The sequence below is a fragment of the Synechococcus sp. R65.1 genome (genome assembly GCF_047461755.1).
In the GTDB taxonomy this organism is placed as follows: domain Bacteria; phylum Cyanobacteriota; class Cyanobacteriia; order Thermostichales; family Thermostichaceae; genus Thermostichus.
In genome coordinates this window covers 69,592-88,861 of the sequence record NZ_JANSHU010000003.1, presented here as the reverse complement: position 1 = coordinate 88,861, position 19,270 = coordinate 69,592, and the positions used below count along the sequence as shown (strand labels likewise).

Annotated in this window: 20 protein-coding genes and 1 pseudogene; 7 read left to right on the top strand and 14 right to left on the bottom strand. The window is 59.6% G+C overall.

Going from position 1 to position 19,270, the window contains the following annotated elements; genetic code table 11:
• Positions 1 to 231 precede the first annotated feature (231 nt).
• The 3 genes from NW814_RS02790 to NW814_RS02780 are packed head-to-tail and all read right to left on the bottom strand — an operon-like array spanning position 232 to position 4,261.
• Complete coding sequence (locus tag NW814_RS02790) at positions 232 to 2,403, bottom strand: RNA degradosome polyphosphate kinase (RefSeq protein ID WP_414405128.1); 2,172 nt, start codon at positions 2,401 to 2,403, stop codon at positions 232 to 234.
• 35 nt (positions 2,404 to 2,438) lie between these two features.
• Entirely contained in the window at positions 2,439 to 3,416 is a 978-nt protein-coding gene (locus NW814_RS02785; protein WP_414405127.1) for a branched-chain amino acid ABC transporter permease, read from the bottom strand.
• Positions 3,416 to 4,261 carry a branched-chain amino acid ABC transporter permease gene (locus tag NW814_RS02780; protein WP_414405126.1) on the bottom strand — a complete coding sequence of 282 codons (846 nt, stop codon included), beginning with the start codon at positions 4,259 to 4,261 and terminating at the stop codon, positions 3,416 to 3,418. Before NW814_RS02780 ends, NW814_RS02785 begins: the two co-directional genes overlap by 1 nt.
• Positions 4,262 to 4,399: 138 nt before the next feature.
• Here NW814_RS02780 and lptC point away from each other — a divergent pair, with 138 nt between their 5' ends.
• Entirely contained in the window at positions 4,400 to 5,341 is a 942-nt protein-coding gene (gene lptC / locus NW814_RS02775) for an LPS export ABC transporter periplasmic protein LptC (protein ID WP_414405125.1), read from the top strand.
• Between the two features lie 76 nt (positions 5,342 to 5,417).
• Positions 5,418 to 7,079: a sulfatase gene (locus NW814_RS02770; RefSeq protein ID WP_414405124.1), complete on the top strand. Its 1,662-nt coding sequence runs from the start codon at positions 5,418 to 5,420 to the stop codon at positions 7,077 to 7,079.
• Positions 7,080 to 7,082: 3 nt separating this feature from the next.
• On the opposite strand, the gene NW814_RS02765 is transcribed toward NW814_RS02770, so the two are convergent.
• The 3 genes from NW814_RS02765 to NW814_RS02755 all read right to left on the bottom strand — a co-directional run bounded on the left by NW814_RS02765 (position 7,083) and on the right by NW814_RS02755 (position 8,913).
• Positions 7,083 to 7,568: a DUF3531 family protein gene (locus tag NW814_RS02765; RefSeq protein WP_414395441.1), complete on the bottom strand. Its 486-nt coding sequence runs from the start codon at positions 7,566 to 7,568 to the stop codon at positions 7,083 to 7,085.
• A gap of 77 nt (positions 7,569 to 7,645) precedes the next feature.
• Positions 7,646 to 7,918, bottom strand: a complete 273-nt coding sequence (locus NW814_RS02760) for a zinc ribbon domain-containing protein (protein ID WP_414405149.1) — start codon at positions 7,916 to 7,918, stop codon at positions 7,646 to 7,648.
• Positions 7,919 to 7,926: 8 nt separating this feature from the next.
• Positions 7,927 to 8,913 carry an RNA-guided endonuclease InsQ/TnpB family protein gene (locus tag NW814_RS02755; protein WP_414405123.1) on the bottom strand — a complete coding sequence of 329 codons (987 nt, stop codon included), beginning with the start codon at positions 8,911 to 8,913 and terminating at the stop codon, positions 7,927 to 7,929.
• Positions 8,914 to 8,970: 57 nt separating this feature from the next.
• On the opposite strand from NW814_RS02755, the pseudogene tnpA reads away from it, so the two are divergent.
• Positions 8,971 to 9,440 (top strand): annotated as a pseudogene (gene tnpA / locus NW814_RS02750) (IS200/IS605 family transposase).
• Between the two features lie 135 nt (positions 9,441 to 9,575).
• Entirely contained in the window at positions 9,576 to 10,319 is a 744-nt protein-coding gene (fabG, locus tag NW814_RS02745; RefSeq protein ID WP_414395568.1) for a 3-oxoacyl-[acyl-carrier-protein] reductase, read from the top strand.
• A 35-nt stretch (positions 10,320 to 10,354) separates the two neighbouring features.
• Here fabG and NW814_RS02740 read toward each other — a convergent pair whose 3' ends face one another.
• From NW814_RS02740 to NW814_RS02710, 7 genes are all read right to left on the bottom strand, one after another.
• Positions 10,355 to 11,053: an HAD family hydrolase gene (locus NW814_RS02740; protein ID WP_414405122.1), complete on the bottom strand. Its 699-nt coding sequence runs from the start codon at positions 11,051 to 11,053 to the stop codon at positions 10,355 to 10,357.
• Positions 11,054 to 11,092: 39 nt separating this feature from the next.
• Positions 11,093 to 11,755, bottom strand: a complete 663-nt coding sequence (locus tag NW814_RS02735) for a YqiA/YcfP family alpha/beta fold hydrolase (protein ID WP_414405121.1) — start codon at positions 11,753 to 11,755, stop codon at positions 11,093 to 11,095.
• A 5-nt stretch (positions 11,756 to 11,760) separates the two neighbouring features.
• On the bottom strand, positions 11,761 to 12,000 hold the full coding sequence (gene secG / locus NW814_RS02730) for a preprotein translocase subunit SecG (protein WP_414395434.1): 240 nt from the start codon (positions 11,998 to 12,000) through the stop codon (positions 11,761 to 11,763).
• Positions 12,001 to 12,078: 78 nt separating this feature from the next.
• Positions 12,079 to 12,387, bottom strand: coding sequence for a hypothetical protein (locus NW814_RS02725; RefSeq protein WP_414405120.1), 309 nt, complete (start codon positions 12,385 to 12,387; stop codon positions 12,079 to 12,081).
• 154 nt (positions 12,388 to 12,541) lie between these two features.
• Positions 12,542 to 13,351 (bottom strand): glycerophosphoryl diester phosphodiesterase membrane domain-containing protein, encoded by an 810-nt coding sequence (locus tag NW814_RS02720; RefSeq protein WP_414405119.1) that lies wholly within the window; start codon positions 13,349 to 13,351, stop codon positions 12,542 to 12,544.
• A 601-nt stretch (positions 13,352 to 13,952) separates the two neighbouring features.
• Positions 13,953 to 14,180: a hypothetical protein gene (locus tag NW814_RS02715; protein ID WP_414405118.1), complete on the bottom strand. Its 228-nt coding sequence runs from the start codon at positions 14,178 to 14,180 to the stop codon at positions 13,953 to 13,955.
• Between the two features lie 45 nt (positions 14,181 to 14,225).
• Positions 14,226 to 15,524 carry an FAD-dependent oxidoreductase gene (locus tag NW814_RS02710; RefSeq protein WP_414405117.1) on the bottom strand — a complete coding sequence of 433 codons (1,299 nt, stop codon included), beginning with the start codon at positions 15,522 to 15,524 and terminating at the stop codon, positions 14,226 to 14,228.
• Between the two features lie 173 nt (positions 15,525 to 15,697).
• Here NW814_RS02710 and NW814_RS02705 point away from each other — a divergent pair, with 173 nt between their 5' ends.
• Positions 15,698 to 16,051 (top strand): DUF6464 family protein, encoded by a 354-nt coding sequence (locus NW814_RS02705; protein WP_414405116.1) that lies wholly within the window; start codon positions 15,698 to 15,700, stop codon positions 16,049 to 16,051.
• Here NW814_RS02705 and NW814_RS02700 read toward each other — a convergent pair.
• On the bottom strand, positions 16,048 to 17,502 hold the full coding sequence (locus tag NW814_RS02700; RefSeq protein WP_414405115.1) for a BCD family MFS transporter: 1,455 nt from the start codon (positions 17,500 to 17,502) through the stop codon (positions 16,048 to 16,050). The genes NW814_RS02705 and NW814_RS02700 overlap by 4 nt on opposite strands.
• 170 nt (positions 17,503 to 17,672) lie before the next feature.
• Between NW814_RS02700 and NW814_RS02695 the strand changes: the two genes are divergently transcribed.
• Positions 17,673 to 18,608, top strand: coding sequence for a hypothetical protein (locus tag NW814_RS02695; RefSeq protein WP_414405114.1), 936 nt, complete (start codon positions 17,673 to 17,675; stop codon positions 18,606 to 18,608).
• Complete coding sequence (locus NW814_RS02690) at positions 18,605 to 19,021, top strand: hypothetical protein (protein WP_414405113.1); 417 nt, start codon at positions 18,605 to 18,607, stop codon at positions 19,019 to 19,021. Before NW814_RS02695 ends, NW814_RS02690 begins: the two co-directional genes overlap by 4 nt.
• Positions 19,022 to 19,270 lie beyond the last annotated feature (249 nt).

The following is a 19,270-nucleotide window of genomic DNA, read 5'->3' as shown; positions in this document are numbered from 1 at the left end:
GGATCAGCTTTTGGTGAACGCCATCGAATCGTGGCTAAACCGCGCTAGCCGAGAAAAGCTGGAGAGCTTGCAGTCTTCGTTGCAGGCCACGGAACAGGTAATTGCGCTGGGCGAGGAAGAGGCCGAGGCCGCCAAGACCACCGGATCCTGAGCTTTGGTGGCCATTCCCGATAGCGGCGAGGCTGCTCCTCTCTCCCTCTGAGAGAGAGGTTAGCAGTGAGAGTCATCCTGCTAAATGCGGCTGGCGGCCCGCTCCATCAGGCGTTGATGGGTGGAGCGCACAGGCTCTCCCGGCTTAGGCCGTCGCTGCACGTAGGTGCCGTCAGGACGCAGCTCCCAAGCCTGCCGGTTGTCTGTCAGGCAGATGTCCAGAATAACCTTCAGCTCCTGCTTCAACACCGGATCCTCCACGGGGGCAACCACCTCAACGCGGCGATCCAGGTTGCGGGTCATGTAGTCGGCGCTGCCAATGAAGTACTCCTCCTGGCCGTTGTTGTAGAAGTAAAAAATGCGGGAGTGCTCCAAAAAGCGCCCAATGATGCTGATGACGCGGATGCGCTCGCTCAAGCCTGGGATCCCTGGCCTTAGGCAGCACATGCCGCGCACAATGAGGTCAATCTCCACCCCTGCCTGGCTAGCCTCGTAGAGCAGCCGGATCATTTCCGGGTCGGTGAGGGAGTTGATCTTGACGATGATCCGCCCCTGACCCCCTGCCTGAGCGTGGCGCATCTCGCGGCGAATGAGAGCTTCCATCCCCTGGCGCAGCGTGCGGGGAGCTACCAGGAGCTTGCGGAAGTGCCGCTGCCGCGAGTAGCCAGTGAGCACGTTAAACAACTCGGTAACATCGTGGCAGAGCGTCTCGTTGCAGGTAAACAGGCCTAGGTCGGTGTAGATACGGGCAGTTTTGGGGTTGTAGTTGCCGGTGCCGATGTGGACGTAGCGGCGCAGGGATCCCTCCTCTTCTCGCACCACCAAAGCCAGTTTGCAGTGGATCTTCAGCCCCGGCAGGCCATAGGCCACGTGAACCCCGGCTTTTTCCAGCTTCTTGGCCCAGAGGATGTTGTTTTCTTCGTCAAATCGAGCCTTCAGCTCCACCAAAGCGGCCACCTGCTTGCCATTTTCAGCAGCTTGGATGAGGGATCCCACCACTGAGGAGTCCCCGGAGGTGCGGTAGAGGGTTTGCTTAATGGTGAGCACCTGGGGATCGTTGGCCGCTTCCTCCAAAAATCGCTCTACGCTGGCGGCAAAAGACTCGTAGGGGTGGTGCACCAGCAGATCCCCTTCCCGAATGACGGCAAAAATATCCACCGGCTCCTGGCTCACCGAAGCAGTGCGCAGGCGGGGCGGTGTGACGGGCCCCCAAGGCGGATCCTTCAAGTCGGGCCGGTCTAGGTTGAGGAACGCCATGAGCCCGCCCAGGTTCAGAAGGCCATCCACTTCGTACACCAAGTCGGCATCCAGGTGGAGTTCCTCACACAGCCGCTGGCGGATGGCAGGGGGCATCGACTTGGCAACCTCCATGCGCACCACCGAGCCGAAGCGGCGCTTGCGCAGCTCTTCCTGAATGGCGGCAAGCAGATCGTCGGCTTCGTCCTCCTGGATGGCCAGATCAGCGTCGCGGGTGATGCGGAAGGGATGGTACTCCAGCACCTCCATGCCCACAAACAGCGCCTCCAGGTGGTGGGCAATCACCTGCTCCAGCGGCACAAAGCTCACCCCATCCCGCAGGGGCACAAAGCGGGGCAGGGTGTTGGGCACTTTGACGCGGGCAAAATGCTCCTTGCCCGTTTCTGGATCCCGCACCACCACCGCCAGGTTAAGGCTGAGGTTGGAAATATAGGGGAAAGGATGGCCCGGATCCACCGCCAGGGGGGTGAGCAGGGGAAACAGGCGGCGATCGAAATACTCCCGCAGTTCCTGCCGCTCTGCCTCCGTCAGGTCGCTAAAGTTGCGGATGTGAATGCCTTGCTCTGCCAGCTTAGGCACCAGCTCTTGCCGAAAGCACTCGTGCAACTTTTGAATCAGGGGCCGTAGGTGCTGGGAAATCTGGCGCAATTGCTGCTGGGGGGTGAGGCCATCGGGGGTTGGCAGCAGCACGCCTGTTTCCAACTGGCGGCGGATCACTGCTACCCGCACCATAAAGAATTCGTCCAGGTTGCTCTCGAAAATAGCCAGAAACTTCAGCCGCTCCAGCAAGGGAGTGCGCTCGTCCAGGGCCTCGTGCAACACCCGGGCGTTGAACTCAATCCAACTGAGCTCGCGGTTAAAGTAATGCTCGGGCAGGGCATAGCCCTCTTTGATGGGGGCAGTCGGGATCCCACCCGGGTCAACCCCAACTTCTGCAGGGCAACTGCCTGGGCCAAGCTCAGAGGAAGGAGGGTTTCCTGGAGGCAACATCGTCATAAGGCGGGATTGGCGAGGGGGCAGCCGACCCCATCCTATCCTGCTGACTCTCCCTCAGGGGTTCTGCTCGCCCTGGACAAAGAAGAGGCATCCCCAACCGGCTGGGGCGGACGTTCCGGCAGCAGACCCTGTGGACGGGTGAGGAGAATAACCTGCAGGAGGAGCCCGATGAGCAGAATGCGCAAAGGACCAGCCCGCGTAGCCCACTGGGGCGGCAGACGATAGGTGAACAGTTCACTGGCCGACCACACCCCCCAAATGGCCAGCGCCCCCAGCAAAGCGCCACGGTTGTTGCCACTGCCCCCGGCAATCAACATCACCCAGACAATGAAGGTGGCAAACTCGGGCTGAAAGGCTTCCGGGCTGATGAAGTTGACAAAATGGGCATAGAGGGCCCCTGCCAACCCCATGAGCATGGATCCCAGGACAAATGCCTGGAGACGAAACTGGAGGACATCTTTGCCCGCAGCTAGGGCTGCCGGCTCGTCCTCCCGAATGGCCCGCAGCACCCGTCCCCAAGGGGAGCGATAGGCCTGCTCGCTTAGCCAGTAAACGCCTGCCAAAACCAAGAGCACCAAGCCCAGGTACAGCAGCGTATCCTGCCCTGGGATCCAACCGCGAAAGGGCCGCGGGATGCGAGTGATACCGCGTACGCCGTTGGTTAGCCAGCCCTCGTTTTTCAGGATTTGGCTGATGATCTCGGCAATGCCAATGGTGGCGATGGCCAGGTAGTCAGAGCGCAGGTTTAGGGTAATCAAGCCAATCAAAAAAGCAATGGCTCCCGCCACTACCGCTGCCACCGCAAAGCCCACCCAAAAGGGCAGCGCAAAGCCCCCCAGATGTTCAGGGCTTGGCGGCGTCGTAACAATAGCGCTGGCGTAGGCCCCCAGGGCAAAAAAGGCCCCCACGCCAATGTTGAACATACCGGCGTAGCCCCACTGGATGTTGAGGCCCAGCGCCAGTACGCTGTAGATCCCGACCAAAATCAAGAAGAAAATGGCATAGCTCAGCATCAGGCTCGCCCCCCCACTAGCCCAGTAGGCCGGAAGATCAGCAGGAGGACCAGGATAGCAAAGGCCACCCCCGTCTTGTAGGCTGGGCTAATCACCAAGGTCGAGAACTCCTCCGCTAGGCCAATCACCAACCCCCCAGCAATGGCTCCGTAAGGACGACCAATGCCGCCGAGGATGGCGGCAGCGAAAACGGGCAGCAACAGCCGCCAGCCCATCGTAGGGTGCAGCCGGGTATCTAGGCCGAGAAAGATGCCCGCCAGACAGGCCAAAGCCGCCCCGAGGGTCCAGGTCCAGAGAATGATCTGCTCCGTATCGATGCCGGTCACCTTGGCCAAGTCAAAGTTGTCGGCCATGGCCCGCATGGCTTTCCCCACCCGCGTGTGCTGCAAGAACAGGTGCAGCGCCACCACCAGCAGCGCCGTTCCCGCCAAAATCACCACCCAGTCTGGCTTAATGCGCAGCCCACCCACCTCCCAGGGGATCTGGATGCCCTGGCGGTACACCTGGTTGTCGGGACCCCAGAGAATCTGCACCAGGCTGCGCAAAATCAGGGCCGTGCCAAAGGAGGAAATGAGCAAAATAACGGGGGCCTCCCGGCGCAGGCGACGATAGACCCATTGGTCGATCCCCACCGCACACACTGCCGTTGCCAAGGCTGCCGGGATCCAACTGACCCCCAAGGGCCAGCCCCAGCCGACAAAGGTCAGGGCAAAATAGGCCCCTAAGGTCATCAGATCCCCGTGGGCGAAGTTGGCAAAGCGCAAAATGCCAAAGGTCAGGGACACGCCAATGGCCCCCAGGGCGTAGATGCTGCCCAACACAAGGCCGTAAATGAACAGTTGCAACAGTTGCTCCACAGCTGTGCCGCAATCTCTTGCCTGATGATGCCACAGGCGGATCCCAGTAGGATAGCGCTAGGGTATGGGGAGGGCGCCCAAGAGAGATCCATGCAGCCTCATTCTCTTTGGAGGCTAGGGTGGCTTGTGGCTTTCGCTCTGCTGGGCCCTGCCTGTAGTGGGCCAGAGCTGACGGCAAGCAGGGATCCCACGCCTGCAGCCTCCCTTCCCACCCCCCAGTTACTCTACGAAGACATCACCCTTACCCAGGCCAAGCCCGACGGTGGTCTGCTCTGGCGCTTGCGGGCACGCTTAGCCAAGTACGAGCCGCCGCCGTCAGAGGCTACCCCCGTGCAGTTGGGATCCGCCCATTTGGAGGCCATCGAGGGAGAGTTTTTTGACGAAGACGACCGCGCCGTTCGCGTCCGGGCCAAGCAGGGATCCGCTTACCCCAGCCAACGGCGGCTGGAATTGAGGGGGCAAGTCGAGGTAGAGTCCGAGCGGGATAACCTGCGCCTACAGGCCCAGCGGCTGGAGTGGCTGCCGGCCCAGCGCTTGCTCAAGGCTGAAGGCGAGGTAAAAGTGGAGCTGTTGGAGGATCAGGGCTTCCTGCAGGGGGATCGCCTGCTGATGGACTTTGGCCAAGGTCAGATGCAGGTGGAGAACCTGGATCCCACGCAACCGATACGGGCAGAATATCGGGCTCCAGAGCTGGAGCTAGCTGCTAGGCGCTTCCTATGGCAGTTTGGCGCGGGGGAAGTGCAGGCGCTGGGAGCAGTAGAGGTGTATGCCCCCCAGCAAAGCGTGCGCCTTAGTGGCGAGGAGTTGCGGGCTCCCCTGCCTCTAACTGAGCTGCGCCTGGTGGGCAATGCGAAAGCCGAAACCGCCCGCGTCAGCGGGACAGCGTCCCTCGAGGCCCAGGAGATCCGGTGGCGCATCGGCTCCACCCAACTGCAGGCTCTGGGCCAGGTGCGCTACCGCCAACCTGGTCAGGCTTTGACCGTGAGTGGCGACAGGGGCCTCCTCGACTGGCAGAGCAACACCATCCGGATCCAAGGCAACAGCCAAACCCATCTCACCCTGCCCTAAGGGCCAAAAGGCCGGCGGGAGCGTGTCAAGATAGTTTAAGAACCCTCTGGGGTGGGTTGTGGTGAGGTTTCCAGAAATGGCAGAGATCCTGAAGGGGGAGCGCCCCAATATCCTGTTGATTGTGCTCGATACCCAGCGGGCAGATCGTCTCTCTTGCTACTGGTCGGAGGAAGAGCGGGCCCGCCAAGTCCCCACTAGCCCCAACCTGGATCGGCTGGCTGCAGAATCCACTCTCTTCGAACGGGCCATTGCCCCTGCCCAGTGGACGATCCCCTCCCACGCCTCCCTGTTTACAGGGGAGTACCCCAGCACCCACCAGACCATTCAGGCAGACCTAGAGCTGAGTCCTACCCTACCCACCCTGGCGGAGCTGCTGAAGCTGGTTGGCTACACCACCGTCGGCTTCTGCAACAACCCCCTAGTCGGGATCTTGAAAAATGGCCTGCGGCGCGGCTTTGACACCTTCTACAACTACGGCGGGGCTCTGCCCACCCGCCCCCCTGAGGGCAACCCTCTGCCGCCTCCCCTCAACCGCTGGCTGGCCGCCTACACCCAGTTTTGGCGCCGCCTCTCCTACCCCGTGCAAAATGCCTTTGCTCGCTCCGACACCCTTTTTCAGTTGGCCCTGCACCCCTGGTTTGCCTCCCTCTGGACCTGCTTGATGAACTTTAAGGGCAACACCGCTGCCTCCATTGCCGACCTCAATCGCTACCTCCAGCAAATGGCCCGCCGCCCTGCGGGGGCGCCTCCTTTTTTTTGCTTTGTCAACCTAATGGAGACGCACCTGCCCTACTGGCCGCCAGAGCCTTTTGTGCAGAAATACGCCCCCTACTTTAAGAGCAGCCGAGAGGCCCGGGATTTCCTGCGCCAGTACAACGCTGAGCCCTACCGCTGGATGGCACCCCTACCGCAGCCGCTTTCTCCCCTGCAGGCGCGGGTGCTGCGGGACATCTACGATGCAGAAGTAGCCTACCAGGATCACCTGCTGGGATCTGTCTTTGCCACCTTGCGCCACACTGGCCTGGAGCAAAACACTCTGCTGGCCATCGTCGCGGATCACGGCGAAGGCTTAGGAGAGCACGATTTCGTCGGCCACGCCTTTGTGGTTTACGAAGAGCTCATCCGCGTGCCCCTGATCCTGCACTACCCCGGCCACTTTCCTGCAGGAAAGCGGGTGGCCACCCCCGTTTCCACCCGCCGCCTCTTCCACACTCTCCTGGAGGCTGCCGGCTTTGGCCCCAGCCTTTCTCTAGCCGACGGCACCCCTCGGGTTAGCCTCCGGCTCCGCCGCGAAGTTGCCCGCCTTAGCCTAAGCCGTACCCTGGCTGGGGAGGATCCCGAGCAAGGCGTAGTGCTTAGCGAGGCCTTCCCGCCGCAGATTCTCTTGCGGGCCATGGAAAGCCGCAACGACAGCCTCTTGCAGGCCCGCGCCTGCTACGCCACCCGCCGCGCCCTCTACGAAGGAGGGATCAAACTCATCCAAACTGGGGAGAGCCCTAGCCTCTACAACCTAGAGCAGGATCCGGCGGAGCAGCGGGATCTGCTCTTGGCTGAGCCTGGGGATCCGGCGTTGGGATCCCTTTCTCCCCAAGCTTGGCTAATTCGCCTGCAACAAGGGCTAAGGCGGTGGCTGGAGTGGGCTGAATCGCGCCGCCCCAGCTTGGCTCCTCGCAAGGTGGATGTGGAAAGCGATGCAGACTTGCTGCGGCGGATGCAGGAGCTGGGCTACCTAGAGTAGAAGCTACTCCAGCTCTCCTTCTTCCCCCCAGTGATCCTGGAGGTAGCTGTGGAGATCGTAGGCGTCAGTCTCCTCGAGATCCGGCGCTGGCCAATCCTCGTTTTGCCCGCCGATGATGACGCGGGTAAGGCCAATGTACTCTAAGCTAAGGGTGCGCAGGGCATTGATCAACACGTCCAGCGCCATTGCGTCGGCAGTGCCCAGGTCAAACCAGCAGCGGGCCCAGTTGCCCTTCTCCTCGAGGGATCCCATGTTGTGCATGAGCGAGGTGACGGGAGGCAAGTCACTGGGGTACTCCAGGTAGCTGAGATCCGCCTCAGCCTCCTGAACCACCAAGCGCTCGGCGTTAAATCCTCCCAGCTTGCCCAGCACATACCACGATTCCAGCACTTCCCTGAGGTACTCCAGCTCTGCCGGCACGGGCGGCTCGGCAAACTCAAACCAAATCCAGAGGTTGCCTGGATCGCACTCCCGAAACTCCACTTGCATGGACGGTTTCTCTGCCAGAAGCCAACTTTCTATCGTGACATACTCCCGCCCTCACCCTGTCGGGTAGAGTGCGGGCTTCATGGCTTACGCCACGCTTCGCTAACAGTGACTCCGGTTAAGGACATTTCCTGAGCTTGAGGACTCCGTCCCGCTAGCGCGAAAAGGACGGGATGCCCCACCGCCCTGTACTTGATAAGTAAGGCAGAGTTCTGTTCGCGTAAGCGGGACGTAGTCCTTTCCCTGGGCAACTCCAAGCCGCAGTGAGGGCAGGAATGCCACCTCTCACTCAGGCTTTTGGGAACTTTCCGACCGCACCCAGAACACTCTTGACTTGTGCCGTTGGGGTTCACTGCAATCGTCAACAGCCCAGCTCTCTCAGCCTTACTGTGAGAATGCGCAAGAAACTGGTCCACCCGGCATCCAGAACAGATTTGGCTAGGTTGGTTCTGGCAAGACCCTTAACGTTAAGTGCCTCATGGGCAATATGTTTTCCCTTGCTTAATAACCACTTGGCTACCTTGTCGTGGAAGTCTTTGCGCTGATTGGCTACTTTCAGGTGCGCCTTTGCCAACCGCTTCAAGGCTTTCTTGTAGCGGTTTGACCCCTTCCGCTTACGGGACAAAGACCGCTGCAATTGCTTCAACCTTTTTTGTGCCCTGCGATAGTACCGTGGAACTGGAATGGCTTCCCCCTGGTCAGTCACCAGAAACGAATCCAACCCCATCTCGATCCCTATCGTGTTTTCCAGGGTTGGAGGGTCGGGATCAAGTTCGGGAACAGAAGAGTCTTGCAGGCTCAACGTCACATACCAGCCATCAGCCTTACGGGTGACGGTAGCCGTCTTAATCACAAAACCTCCAGGCAGAGGACGGTGCTGGATGAGCTTAACCAAGCCGATTTTAGGCAGGTGGACAAACTTTCCCCGAATACAGTTCTGTTTCATCTGGGGATACGTAAAGGAACGATACCGACCTGCCCCCTTAAACCTTGGCTTGCCTAGCCTCTTGCCGTTAATGTTTCCTTTCAGCCAGCGGTCAAAGGCTTGCTGTACTCGCTCTATGCAGTTTTGCAAGACTTGCGAGTGAATGGTCTTGTACTCCGGAAAGAGTGCTTTTGTGTTTACTAGGTCGCGCTTCTGTGAGTAGTAGTCTGGCTCATCTTTCAGCTCAGGTAAGTGACAGACCAGTAGAGAACAGGCATAGACATCGCAGCGGTTTTGTTCCCACCACTTGAAGCGCTCTGCTAAGCAATAGTTGTACTGCTTGCGCAGCAACTCTAGCCACTTCTCCATCAAGGCAATTTGGCTAGAAGTAGGACGCAAGCGGTACTGGTAGGCAACTCTCACGTAAGAGTATCCAAGAGCTACTACACTGATTATAGCAGCAGTGAAAGCTGAAGGGCTATGAAAGACGACTTTGTCTCTAGCGGCAGGGCTGTGTCCGATTTAAAGGCGCACTTAGTCTTAACGACCAAGTACCGCCGCCAGGTACTCACTGCTGAGATGTTACAGCGCTTACATGAGATCCTGTATAATCTCTGCCAAAAATGGAACTGCAAGCTTATTGAGTTTAACGGTTTGAGTTTAACGGTGAAGCAGATCATGCCCACCTTCTATTTCAATACTACCCACAGATAACTTTGTCCAAGTTTGTGAATAATATTAAATCTGTCTCTAGTCGCAGACTGAGAAGCGAATTTACGGACAGAAGGATCTACCGAAAAGATGTTCTGTGGAATGAATCGTATTTCATTGCTTCGTGTGGCGGCGTTACCGTTTCGGTTTTGCGTCAGTACATTGAAAACCAAGGTGTCCCCGCCTCTCATCCCGACCCAAGCGCTCCGCGCCGCCAGCGCGAACACCCTGGCGGGTAGAGGGCGGGGCTTCCCGGCGGGGCTAGCTAACGGGCCGTGGCCGACGGCAAGGCTCCAAAGGAAGCCAAAGCGTCCTATACTAGTGCGGCTATCGCCCTTGCATGGAGGCTGCTGCCTATGTCTGAACTCCTCCCCTTGCCCTCGCTCCACAACCAGGTGGCCGTGGTTACGGGAGCCAGCCGAGGCATTGGCCGGGCCATTGCCCTGCATCTAGGGGCCATTGGCGCCAAGGTAGTCGTCAACTACGCCCACTCCGCCGCTGAGGCCGAAGCGCTAGTGCAGGAGATTGCCGCCGTGGGAGGGGAGGGGATGGCCCTGGCTGCCGATGTCTCCCAGCCCCTAGAAGTGGAGCGGCTCTTTGAGCAGGTGATGGAGCGGTGGGGCCGGGTGGACGTGCTGGTTAACAATGCTGGCATTACCCGCGATGCCCTCTTGTTGCGCCTAAAGCCGGAAGACTGGCAGGCAGTGCTGGATCTCAACCTTACGGGAGTCTTCCTCTGCCTGAAAGCAGCCGCCAAGATCATGGTCAAGCAGCGGCAGGGACGCATCATCAACATCACCTCAGTGGTGGGCTTGGTGGGCAACGCCGGCCAGGCCAACTACAGCGCTGCCAAAGCGGGGGTAATTGGTCTAACCAAGACAGCAGCCCGCGAGCTGGCCAGCCGCAACATCACCGTCAACGCTGTCGCCCCTGGCTTTATCACTACCCAGATGACGGAAAAGCTGGATCCTGGCCCCATCCTGGCCCAAATTCCTCTGGGGCGACTGGGATCCCCGGCGGAAGTGGCGGGGCTAGTGCGCTTTTTGGCGGCTGACCCGGCGGCGGCCTACATCACCGGCCAAGTCTTTGCCATCGACGGCGGCATGACGATGGGCTAGAGCCTTCCGGTTCTGGAAGACTTGTCCTGATCTTTCTACTCCAGCTCCAGAAGTTCTGCCAATTCGGCAAAGCTGTCCACCACAGCATCGGCGCCTGCCTGACGCAGCTCTGCTGGTGTAAAAGCAGTGGTGAGGCCCACCGCAAGGCAGCCTGCCCCCTTAGCCGCGCGGATCCCGTGGGCAGAGTCTTCAACCACCAAACACAAGCTGGGATCCAAGCCCACTTTGGCAGCTGTTTTCAAATAGGGCTCGGGGTCGGGCTTGGCTTGCTGGATATCTTCAGCGGTAATCACAGCGTCAAACCAGCGGCCTAGGTCAAAGCGTTGGAAAATCTGCTCCTGATCCCGACGGGTAGCAGAGGTGGTGAGGGCAAGGGCTGAAAAGCGACGGCGGCTGAGCTCCAGAAACTCCAACACCCCCGGCACCAAGGGCACCTCTTCCAACAGCTCCCCAAAAGCCCTGGCCTTTTCCTCAATCAAGCGCTGCACCAGCAGGGGCCGCTCTGCAGGCGGGGTGTCCGTCAGGTGTTCCACGAGATACTCAAACATGTCCCGGTCAGTGCGCCCCTTAAACTGCAGGGAGACGGGAGCCAGATCTAGAGCAAGCCGGCAGCGCTCCAAGGCAATAGCGCCGGCGCGGGCGTGGATTGGCTCCGAATCCACGATGACCCCGTCCATATCCAAAAAGAGGCCGGCAGTTGCCTCAGCGGCACGGAGCACTTTGGGGGGCAGCATGGGGCTGAAGGACGTTGGGGGGCCAAAACGGCAGATAGGCTAGGAGGGCGTTTCCGAAGGCAACTGGGACCAGCCACAGAAGCGGCTGACCACCTCCCAGAGGGTTTCTAGAACATCGGTGAGGGCATGGTCACTCTCCACAGCTACCAGTTGCGCCCAGGGGCGATGGGCGACGTAGTTGCGGCTGGCTTGGATGGGGATGACTTCGTCGCGGGTCCCGTGCACAATCAGGGTGGGCACAGGCCGACGCAGTGCCTCCTCAGGGTAGCGCTGGGCATCGGTAACAAAGTCATAGGCCAAGGGCAGCAGCCGCCCTTCTTGGTGGTGAAAGACCAGCATTTGCCCGCTGCGTTGCCAAGCTTCCACGGCTTCAGCCCCTAGCCGCGGCAGCCAATGTTGCAAGAAGCCAAAGGCCGGTGCCAGCAACACCAGCCGTTCCACGCAAGACTGCTGCTCAGCTACCCAGGCAGCCACTACACCTCCCAGGCTAGAGCCAATCAGGGTAACAGGAGGATGCCCCATGGCAGCCAACTGTTCAGAAACTTGCCGGATCTGGCGAGAGAGAGTGAGCTGGGTAAAGTTGCCTTGGTTGAGATCCGGCACCTCCAGAGGGATCCCAAGCCGCTGCAGCCGCTGGCGGAAAAAGGCAGCCTTGGCTGATTGAGGCCCCGAGCCAAAGCCGTGCAAGTAGATGACTGCCACGCTACTTATTGCCCTGCGCCTGTGGAGAGCCAGCCTGCTCCCAGCACCACACTGATGGAGAGAAAAAGGGTAGCCACCGTCCAGGTGAGGCGGTTCAGATTTTGCTCAGCGCTCTTGGGGCTGGCAAACAACTGGGCTTGCCCGCTAATAGCCGCCAGGCCATCTCCCTTGGGGCTGTGCAACAGCACCAGGATCACCAGCAAAATAGCCGAGGCAGACCAGAGAAACTCGAAAAAAGCTTCCATTGCAGAGGATCCCACTAGGGCACATTGCTGGAGTTATTATCACTCGGATTCCAACTCTAATGCACCCTGGGCCTTCCCCTAGCTAACTTTAGGGTTGTGCGCTCGACTCAGCTCGCAAGGTTGGGGCTGAGCCTCCTCGACTTTGTCGGTCACTAGAGGGGCGCCAAAGCAACCCCTGGCTACTGGGTTGGGCAAGCTTGGCACTTGACGGATGGATCCCTGGCGCAAGCAGGAGTGCAGGCGACGCAGCAGGAAGAAATCCGCCTCGGAACAGCCATCTTGAAATAGCCTCAGGTTCAGCTCGTGTTCTTGAGCAGCGGTAAGCAGACCAGTCCTCATAGCTGCTTGGATGATCTGCTGGATGGCGGTTGCCCTAGCTTCGCTCATAGCAGAGGTGCTCCCGGGGGAGGTCTTTGTCTATTCTCGACAAGAGCTCCTGCTCTGGGCTCCGCTAAATGGCGGATTGAACGTCTGCACTTTGGGTCTGCCCTTGTAAACTCCAGGGTTACGCAAAGCCCCCGGCTTGAGCGGCGGGGCAAAACTAGGCCGCCTGCCCCTTCAACTGCTGCAGGGATCGGAACAGGAGCACCGTGTAGACATTGAAGATAGGCGTGACTGCCGTGAAAGCGGCAAACCCGACCACAACTGCTAAGAGAGCTACCACAGGCGCCCAAACCAGAAGCGCAAGTCCTATGATGTCGGTATTACCCCCAGTTACAACTGCAGCTAGGGTAGCTCCCAAGATCGCCACAACAAAAGGCAAAAGCAGGATTGAGATGCCGAAGATCAAAACCACGACCAGGAATGCCCAAAACACCCCCCACCAACGGCCCCTGACCAGGTTCCAACTGTAGCCCAACCCTTCTGTGGCACCCTTGTCCTCCAGGGCAATTGCGCAGAGGGTGAAAGCTAGCCTTACCCGGCAATAGATGCCGGGAAACACAAACAGCTGCATCCCTAGTGAGGAAATCAGATTCACCAGGAGGCTGCCGAATATCAGAGGCACTGCCTTAGAGAAAGCCTGATCCAAGCTATTGCCCAGCAAGGGAGTTCGCTGCTTCAAGTGCTGATCCACCAGCCAAAAGGCTGCTCCTGTCAAGATGGGCGCGCCGACTAGGACATAGGCCAGGAGGAGCAAGGAGAGGATCATCCCGAGGGAAGGTGAGGTCAGACCTACAACGAAGAACGCGATATGGCCAGAAGAGGTCAGGATCAGCAGCGGCCAGTAGATGGGACCTACCAACTCAAACGACCGCCGCAAGAGCAGAATCGGGCTAAGGGTGGCGCTTTGCATGGCAGAGGGATCCTCGTGGGCAGCCCAGTCCACCCCCTTCATACCACGGGATCTCACCTAGGACATCTTGGGTTGAGCCGAAATCCCAAAAAGGGATCCCTTCTCATCTCAAAGCTAGGCACGGGGAGCACCCTTTTTGCTATCCCCAATGGGGGCAAAAGCGGAAACTAGGAGGCTGCTTGCCCCTTCAATCGTTGCAGGGATCGGAACAGGAGAACCACATAGACCCAGAAGATGGGCACAACGGCTGTGGCAGCGGCAGTCCTAACTACGTTCACCACAGAGTCGCCAAAATCAGCCACAACTCTACTGACAAGTACAACTATCAATCCAACCCCAAAACCGAGAATAAAGCCCCCAATCAGAAGGGCCCAAAACACGCCCCACCAACGACCTTTGACGAGATTCCAACTGTAGCGCAGCCCTCCTGTAGTTCCTTGATTTTCTAGAGCAATGGCACAAGGTGTGAGGGCCAGCTTAACCCCTACATAAATGCCTGGAATGATCAGAAAGATGGAGGCAAGGGAAGGGAGGAGTCCTGCTAAGAGGGTGCCCAGAACTAGAGGCACTGCCTTCGAGACAGCTCGGTTGAGGCTGTTGCCCAGCAGGGGAGCTTGCCGCTTCAGGTGCTGATCCACCAGCCACAAGGCTGCTCCGCCTAGGATCGGTGCAACAACAATGCCATAGGCCAGTTGGAGGATCCCCCGAGAAGTGGGGTCAGCTCCGTGACGATGGCCAGAATAAAGCCTGGAGAGGCCAGGATTAGCAGCGGCCAGTAGATGGGACCTACCAACTCAAACGACCGCTGCAGGAGCGGGATTGGGCTAAGGGTGGCGTTTTGCATGGCGGAGGGATCCCTGTGGGCGATGAAGTCCACCCCCTTCATACCACGGGATCCCAGCTTTGGTTCCGGGAGTAGAGTTAAGAAAGTCTACAAGGCCGATTTTTGCAGGATCCAGGCCGCTGCCTGTTCGCCGCTGCGCAGGGATCCCTCGATGCTGCTCTGGTGGGTGTATTCCCCAGCCCAGAGAAGGCCTGGCAGGCCGCTATGGGTGGGAACCAAATGCTGCTGGAAGCCAGGCGGCTGCACAAACTGGGCAAAAGGGATGCGATACACCCGCAGCAGGCGCAACTGTTTCAAGGGGGCTTTGGGAAAATAGACCTGCAGCTCGGCCCGACAGGTTTGGGCCAGCTCCTCGTCGCTTAAGGGGGGATCCCCCAATACCGTCACCGAATAGAGGTGTTGGCCAGGAGGAGCCAGTGCCGGGCTGATGCGGGTGAGCTGAACCCAGTGGTTGATCCAGCCTTGGCCGCTGGCGTTGAGGTACAAGTAGGCGCCGCGGGCTAGAGAAAAGGGAGCGCAGAAGTAGAGGCAGGTAACCGACCGTCCCTGGGTGGGGATGGGCACAGCGGCATGGGGACAGAGCTCTGCTTGCCAGGCCCGCGCCTGAGGGGCCTCGGTGGCGCAGACCACCCACTCGGCAGGGATCTCCTCTCCGCCGGCGGTGCGGATCCCGCGCACTCTCCCTTCCTCGACCAGGATGCGCTCCACCGGGGTTTGGTAGCGGATCTGCTCTGGGGAAAGGTAGCTGGCCAGTTGGCGGGCAAGTTCTCCCATGCCCAGCGCTGGGGTGACAATGGCTCCCTCGGCCATCATCTTGAAATAGAACGCCAAGAGACGGGCACTACTGGCCAGCTCTGGATCCAGAAGAATGCCGCGGAAAAAGGGGTAGAAGAAGTGCTGGCAGATCTTGGCGGAGAACCCGTACCCCTCTAGGAACTCTCGCACCGAGCCATCGGATCCCCCCAGCCCTTCCTGGAAGACCTGCTCCGGCGTGCGCTGCGCCAGCTCCGCTCGCAACTGCAGCACCTTGAGCTTGTCCCCAAAGCTAGCCAGGGGGTTGAATAGGGAAGAGACGAAGCTGGCTGGATCCCGCAGCGGATCCCCTAACAGCCAGCAGCGACCGGATCGGGCCAGGATAGCTCCCGGACGGTAGGGGCAGGGGTTAAGTCTGATCAGATCCAGGTGCCGCCGCACCTGAGGGTAGGCCGTAAACAGCACCTGAAAGCCGCGATCCAGGCGAAAGCCCTCCACCTCGTCGGTGCGCACTCGGCCCCCGGGGCCGTCGCTTTTTTCCAAGACTAGGACATCCCTCCACCCCGCCTGACTCAGCACCTTGGCGCAGGTTAAGCCGGCCAGCCCCGCACCGATAACCACTACTTTGCCCATGCTTTGCCGGGATCCTTTCTCGCCCACGTATTCTAGCTGCCTCCTTCTCTCACCTGAGCCGTCCAGCCACCCCGGGAAATCCACTACACTGAGTAAAGCTGGTAGTACAAGCCAGCCTGCGTCCATCCCTTCGTTTGCCGAGCTGTTCTCCAGGCTGGCTGCCGCTGTGCCCTATGGCTTCTGTCAACCCAACCTTGCCCATTCAGTGGATCGATGCCGATTCGGGAGAGGTGGTAGACGAATGCCCCTGGGAAACCAGCCCCCATCCGGGCACCTACGTTCAACTAGCCGAGCAGCACTACCTGGTTTTAGAAAAGCGCCACTCCTACCAGTTGCGGCAGGGCAAATATCACCTCTGTGGCATCCGCGCCCTCGTTCGCCCAGTGAGCCCACCCCCTGAAGCAGGCCAGTTTTTGGGGGATCCCTCCTGTCGCTTCAATGCCCGCTCGCCCCTGTTGCGCTGCGCCGTTAACCCCAGTGGGCCCTGCCAGGGTTGCCCGCACTACGAGCCGGTGCCACGGCGTTAGCCCTCTAACTCAAGCGCTAGCACTTTGGTGAGAGCGCGGCTGGTGTTTTCCCGAAACTCCGCTACGCTCACCCGGCCCAGCAGATACACTGCCAGCAACATCACCCCTGCCTCCACTCCAAAGACGGTGGCATAGGCCAGCACCGAGGAAGTGGGGAAAAGGAGCCGCCCCAGATCGAGCAAAGCGCCGCCAATGAGGGTAGAAAGCGCCTGCGACATCGCCTGGGCCAAGCCCCACGCGCCGATGAAGGTGCCGGCGGTTTCTGCTGCTGTCAAATCCAACATTAGGCTAATGGCGCCGTTGGTGGTGATCCCCGAGGCTAAGCCGAACAGGATCATACATAGCTGCAGCAGCTGCGGCTTGCCTGTAAACCCTGCGGCAATGGTCAGCCCAAAAGAAAGGGCCACCAGCAGGCAGCCCAAGCGGGCAGTCGTCTGCTTGCCCAGCCTAGGCACGATGAGAAAGCCAGTCACCACAATCCCTACCAAGACGCCTATACTCCAAAAGGCGTTGAGCTGGGTGCTCTGGGCTACCGTCATGCCAAACACCTCGCCGCCATAGGGCTCGAGAACCGGCTGTTGGATGAACAGGCCCATGGTCATCAGGGCCAAAAAGCTGAAGAAGATCAGGGTTTGGCGGCTGGCGGTGAGCACCTTGAGGGCCGTGCCCAGGGTAATCTGATCCTCCCGCCCGGCCAAGGTGGAACGGGATCCATAGCGGGAATAGCGCTTTTCTACCCCCCAGGTAGCGATGACCCCCAGCAGGATCACCACGGCAGGAATGACGATAAAGAGGCGGTTAATCGTACTCTGGAGATTCTCTAGATCCAGGCCGCGCAGCAGCACCGCCGAGCCAATTGCTCCCCCGGCAATGCCCAACATCAGCATCGACCAGACGATCCCCACCAACTGGGAGCGGTTGTGCTCATCGGAAACGTCCACCAGCAGCGCCGCAAAGGGCGTGGAGCAGGCACTGAGGCAAAGCCCGTAAAGAGCAAACATGAAGGCGGCCAGAGCAATCCAGCCATAGGTGGCCAGCGACCAGCCACTTCTAGCAAAGCTCTGCCCCAAACCCCACACCACCTGCACTGCCAAAAAGATGCACAGGGCAAAGAGCACCGATCCCAGGCGTACATAGCCGCTGCGGTGCGTCCCAAACAAAGGCTTGGCATCGGAAAGCTGCCCAAACCAGACGCGGGCCGGAGACACCAACTGGTGCATGGCCAGGGATCCCCCTGCTACCGTGGCCGGGATGGCCAAGAGATCGGGGTCGATCATGACCCGGTTGAGCACCCCCAGCGTCAGCAGCGACATCATCCCCAAGCCCATCTGAAATAGGCCCAAGCGAAACATGACGTGCAACGGCAAGGAGGGGATCGCCGGCTGGGGGTTTTGGGCAAGAGCCGAAGCAGCCGACAAGTTGACCTCAGGATCCCGTTGAAGATTGGCCATGATCTGGGAAAGTTGGCAGGAGCGCTACAATTTCTATATGGTAGCCCAGGTGGCTTGGGATCCCGGCAGAGGCATGGGGTTGCCAAAAGTGAAACCGCCACGTCCTCTCCCCTTTTGGGAGCTATTGTCAGGGTATAGTCCCCCAATTTCCAATCCTCAGGAATATTGCTATGCGCGCCCCCATCCCCTGGCTGCTGAGTTCACTGAGCTGGGTGGGCATTTCCCTGGCCGGAGCAGCCCTCGTCCCTACACTGATGGTGTCCACCTCGCAGGCAACCCCTATGGATTTTCCGCTCCACCAGTCCCTTTCTTCCCCCACTCCTTCAGAGTGGGCGGAATACTTGGCCTACAGGCAGGTCATCGACCGGACGATCTCCATGACCTGGGATCCGCAAGCGCGAGCCTTGGCAAAGCAGTATGGGCTGGATATCGTCAACATCACCTGGGAAGATACCGGACGCCACAAGGGATCTGCCCTTGGCCCCAACATCAGCGACATGACCATCCAGGTACAACAGCTCAACCCCAGAACGGGCCGCTACGAGCTGAGCCAGATGCCGGTGATCCGCTACCCCAACTTTGCCGATCTGTCTGCCGACCTGCCCCTCGATAGCCTACAGGTGCTGGTGGGCAACGAAAAAGGAAAACCCCTGCAACCCGTGTCGTTGCGAGAGCTGCTGGGGAATCTGCGCCGCTACTTACATGATCCCGGCTCTTGGGCCGGCAACCGGAACTCCCTGCTGGCTCCACGGGATAGCCATGTGTTGGTGAGCGCCCAGGCCGCCTTTTTGCCTATCCCTGCCGGGGGCTCTGCCCAATTCAACCCGGTGTTGTTCAACTACCAATCCTATCCCGGTAACCCAGCCGTGCTGGCAATCTTGGCCACCCGCGAGGGCACCAGCATTACGGTGATCGAGAACCGCACCGAAGATAGGGTGGGCGGGGCTATTTGGGGCCAGCGCCTTTTCTTCAATCAAAACGGTGAACGGGCCAGCCTCACCGGGCAGCGCCTCAGCGATTTTCGGGCCGAGCAAGCCGCCAACCCAACCCCCAGAGATCCCCATTCGGCGGAAGTAGCAGAAGAAGCCCTGAACCTGGTGATGTGATCCAAGTACCTCTCCAGCAGCGGCAGCCGCCGCGAAGGGAAGTTGAGGATATCTCTGTCAATTTCGGACCCGCAGCCGACCTGGCCGGCCTCAGCAATGTAGAAGCCGCTGTCATCGGACATGGAGAGGTAGAGGGCCCCTTCACCGAGATCAACAACCTGGACATCGAGCGGGATCCTCGCTTCCCCATTCGGGTCACGATCCAGTTCTACAAAGCCACCGACAATGGCGTGGTCTCTGCTGAAGACATGGCCCAAATCCACCATCAAATTGCCCGCGTCTACCGAGAGGCCGACTCCGTGGGCAGCTTGGCGATCCAGCCAGAGACGGGCCGCCCAACCGAGTACGACCGCGACGCAGAGACAGAGCGTCCCTTTCCCTTTCCTTGGTTTCCTTGGTGGCCGCGACGCTAGGGCCTGCTGCGCATTTTTCCCACAACCTGCCGCCAGGTGGGAACATCTTCTCGCGCCTGGGTTTCTCCACTACCCTGGGTTTCTCCACTACACTGACTACTGACCTGACGCCAAGGGGAATGGGTGTCGGCCCGATATCCTCGGCAAGGTCAGGGTCTGCAGAGACAGTTGCCAAGGTCTCATTTCTTGAGGCCATGGTGCTTGTCTGTGCCAGCTCTTGCCCAAGGCAGTGGGGATCTTTTCCGGCAA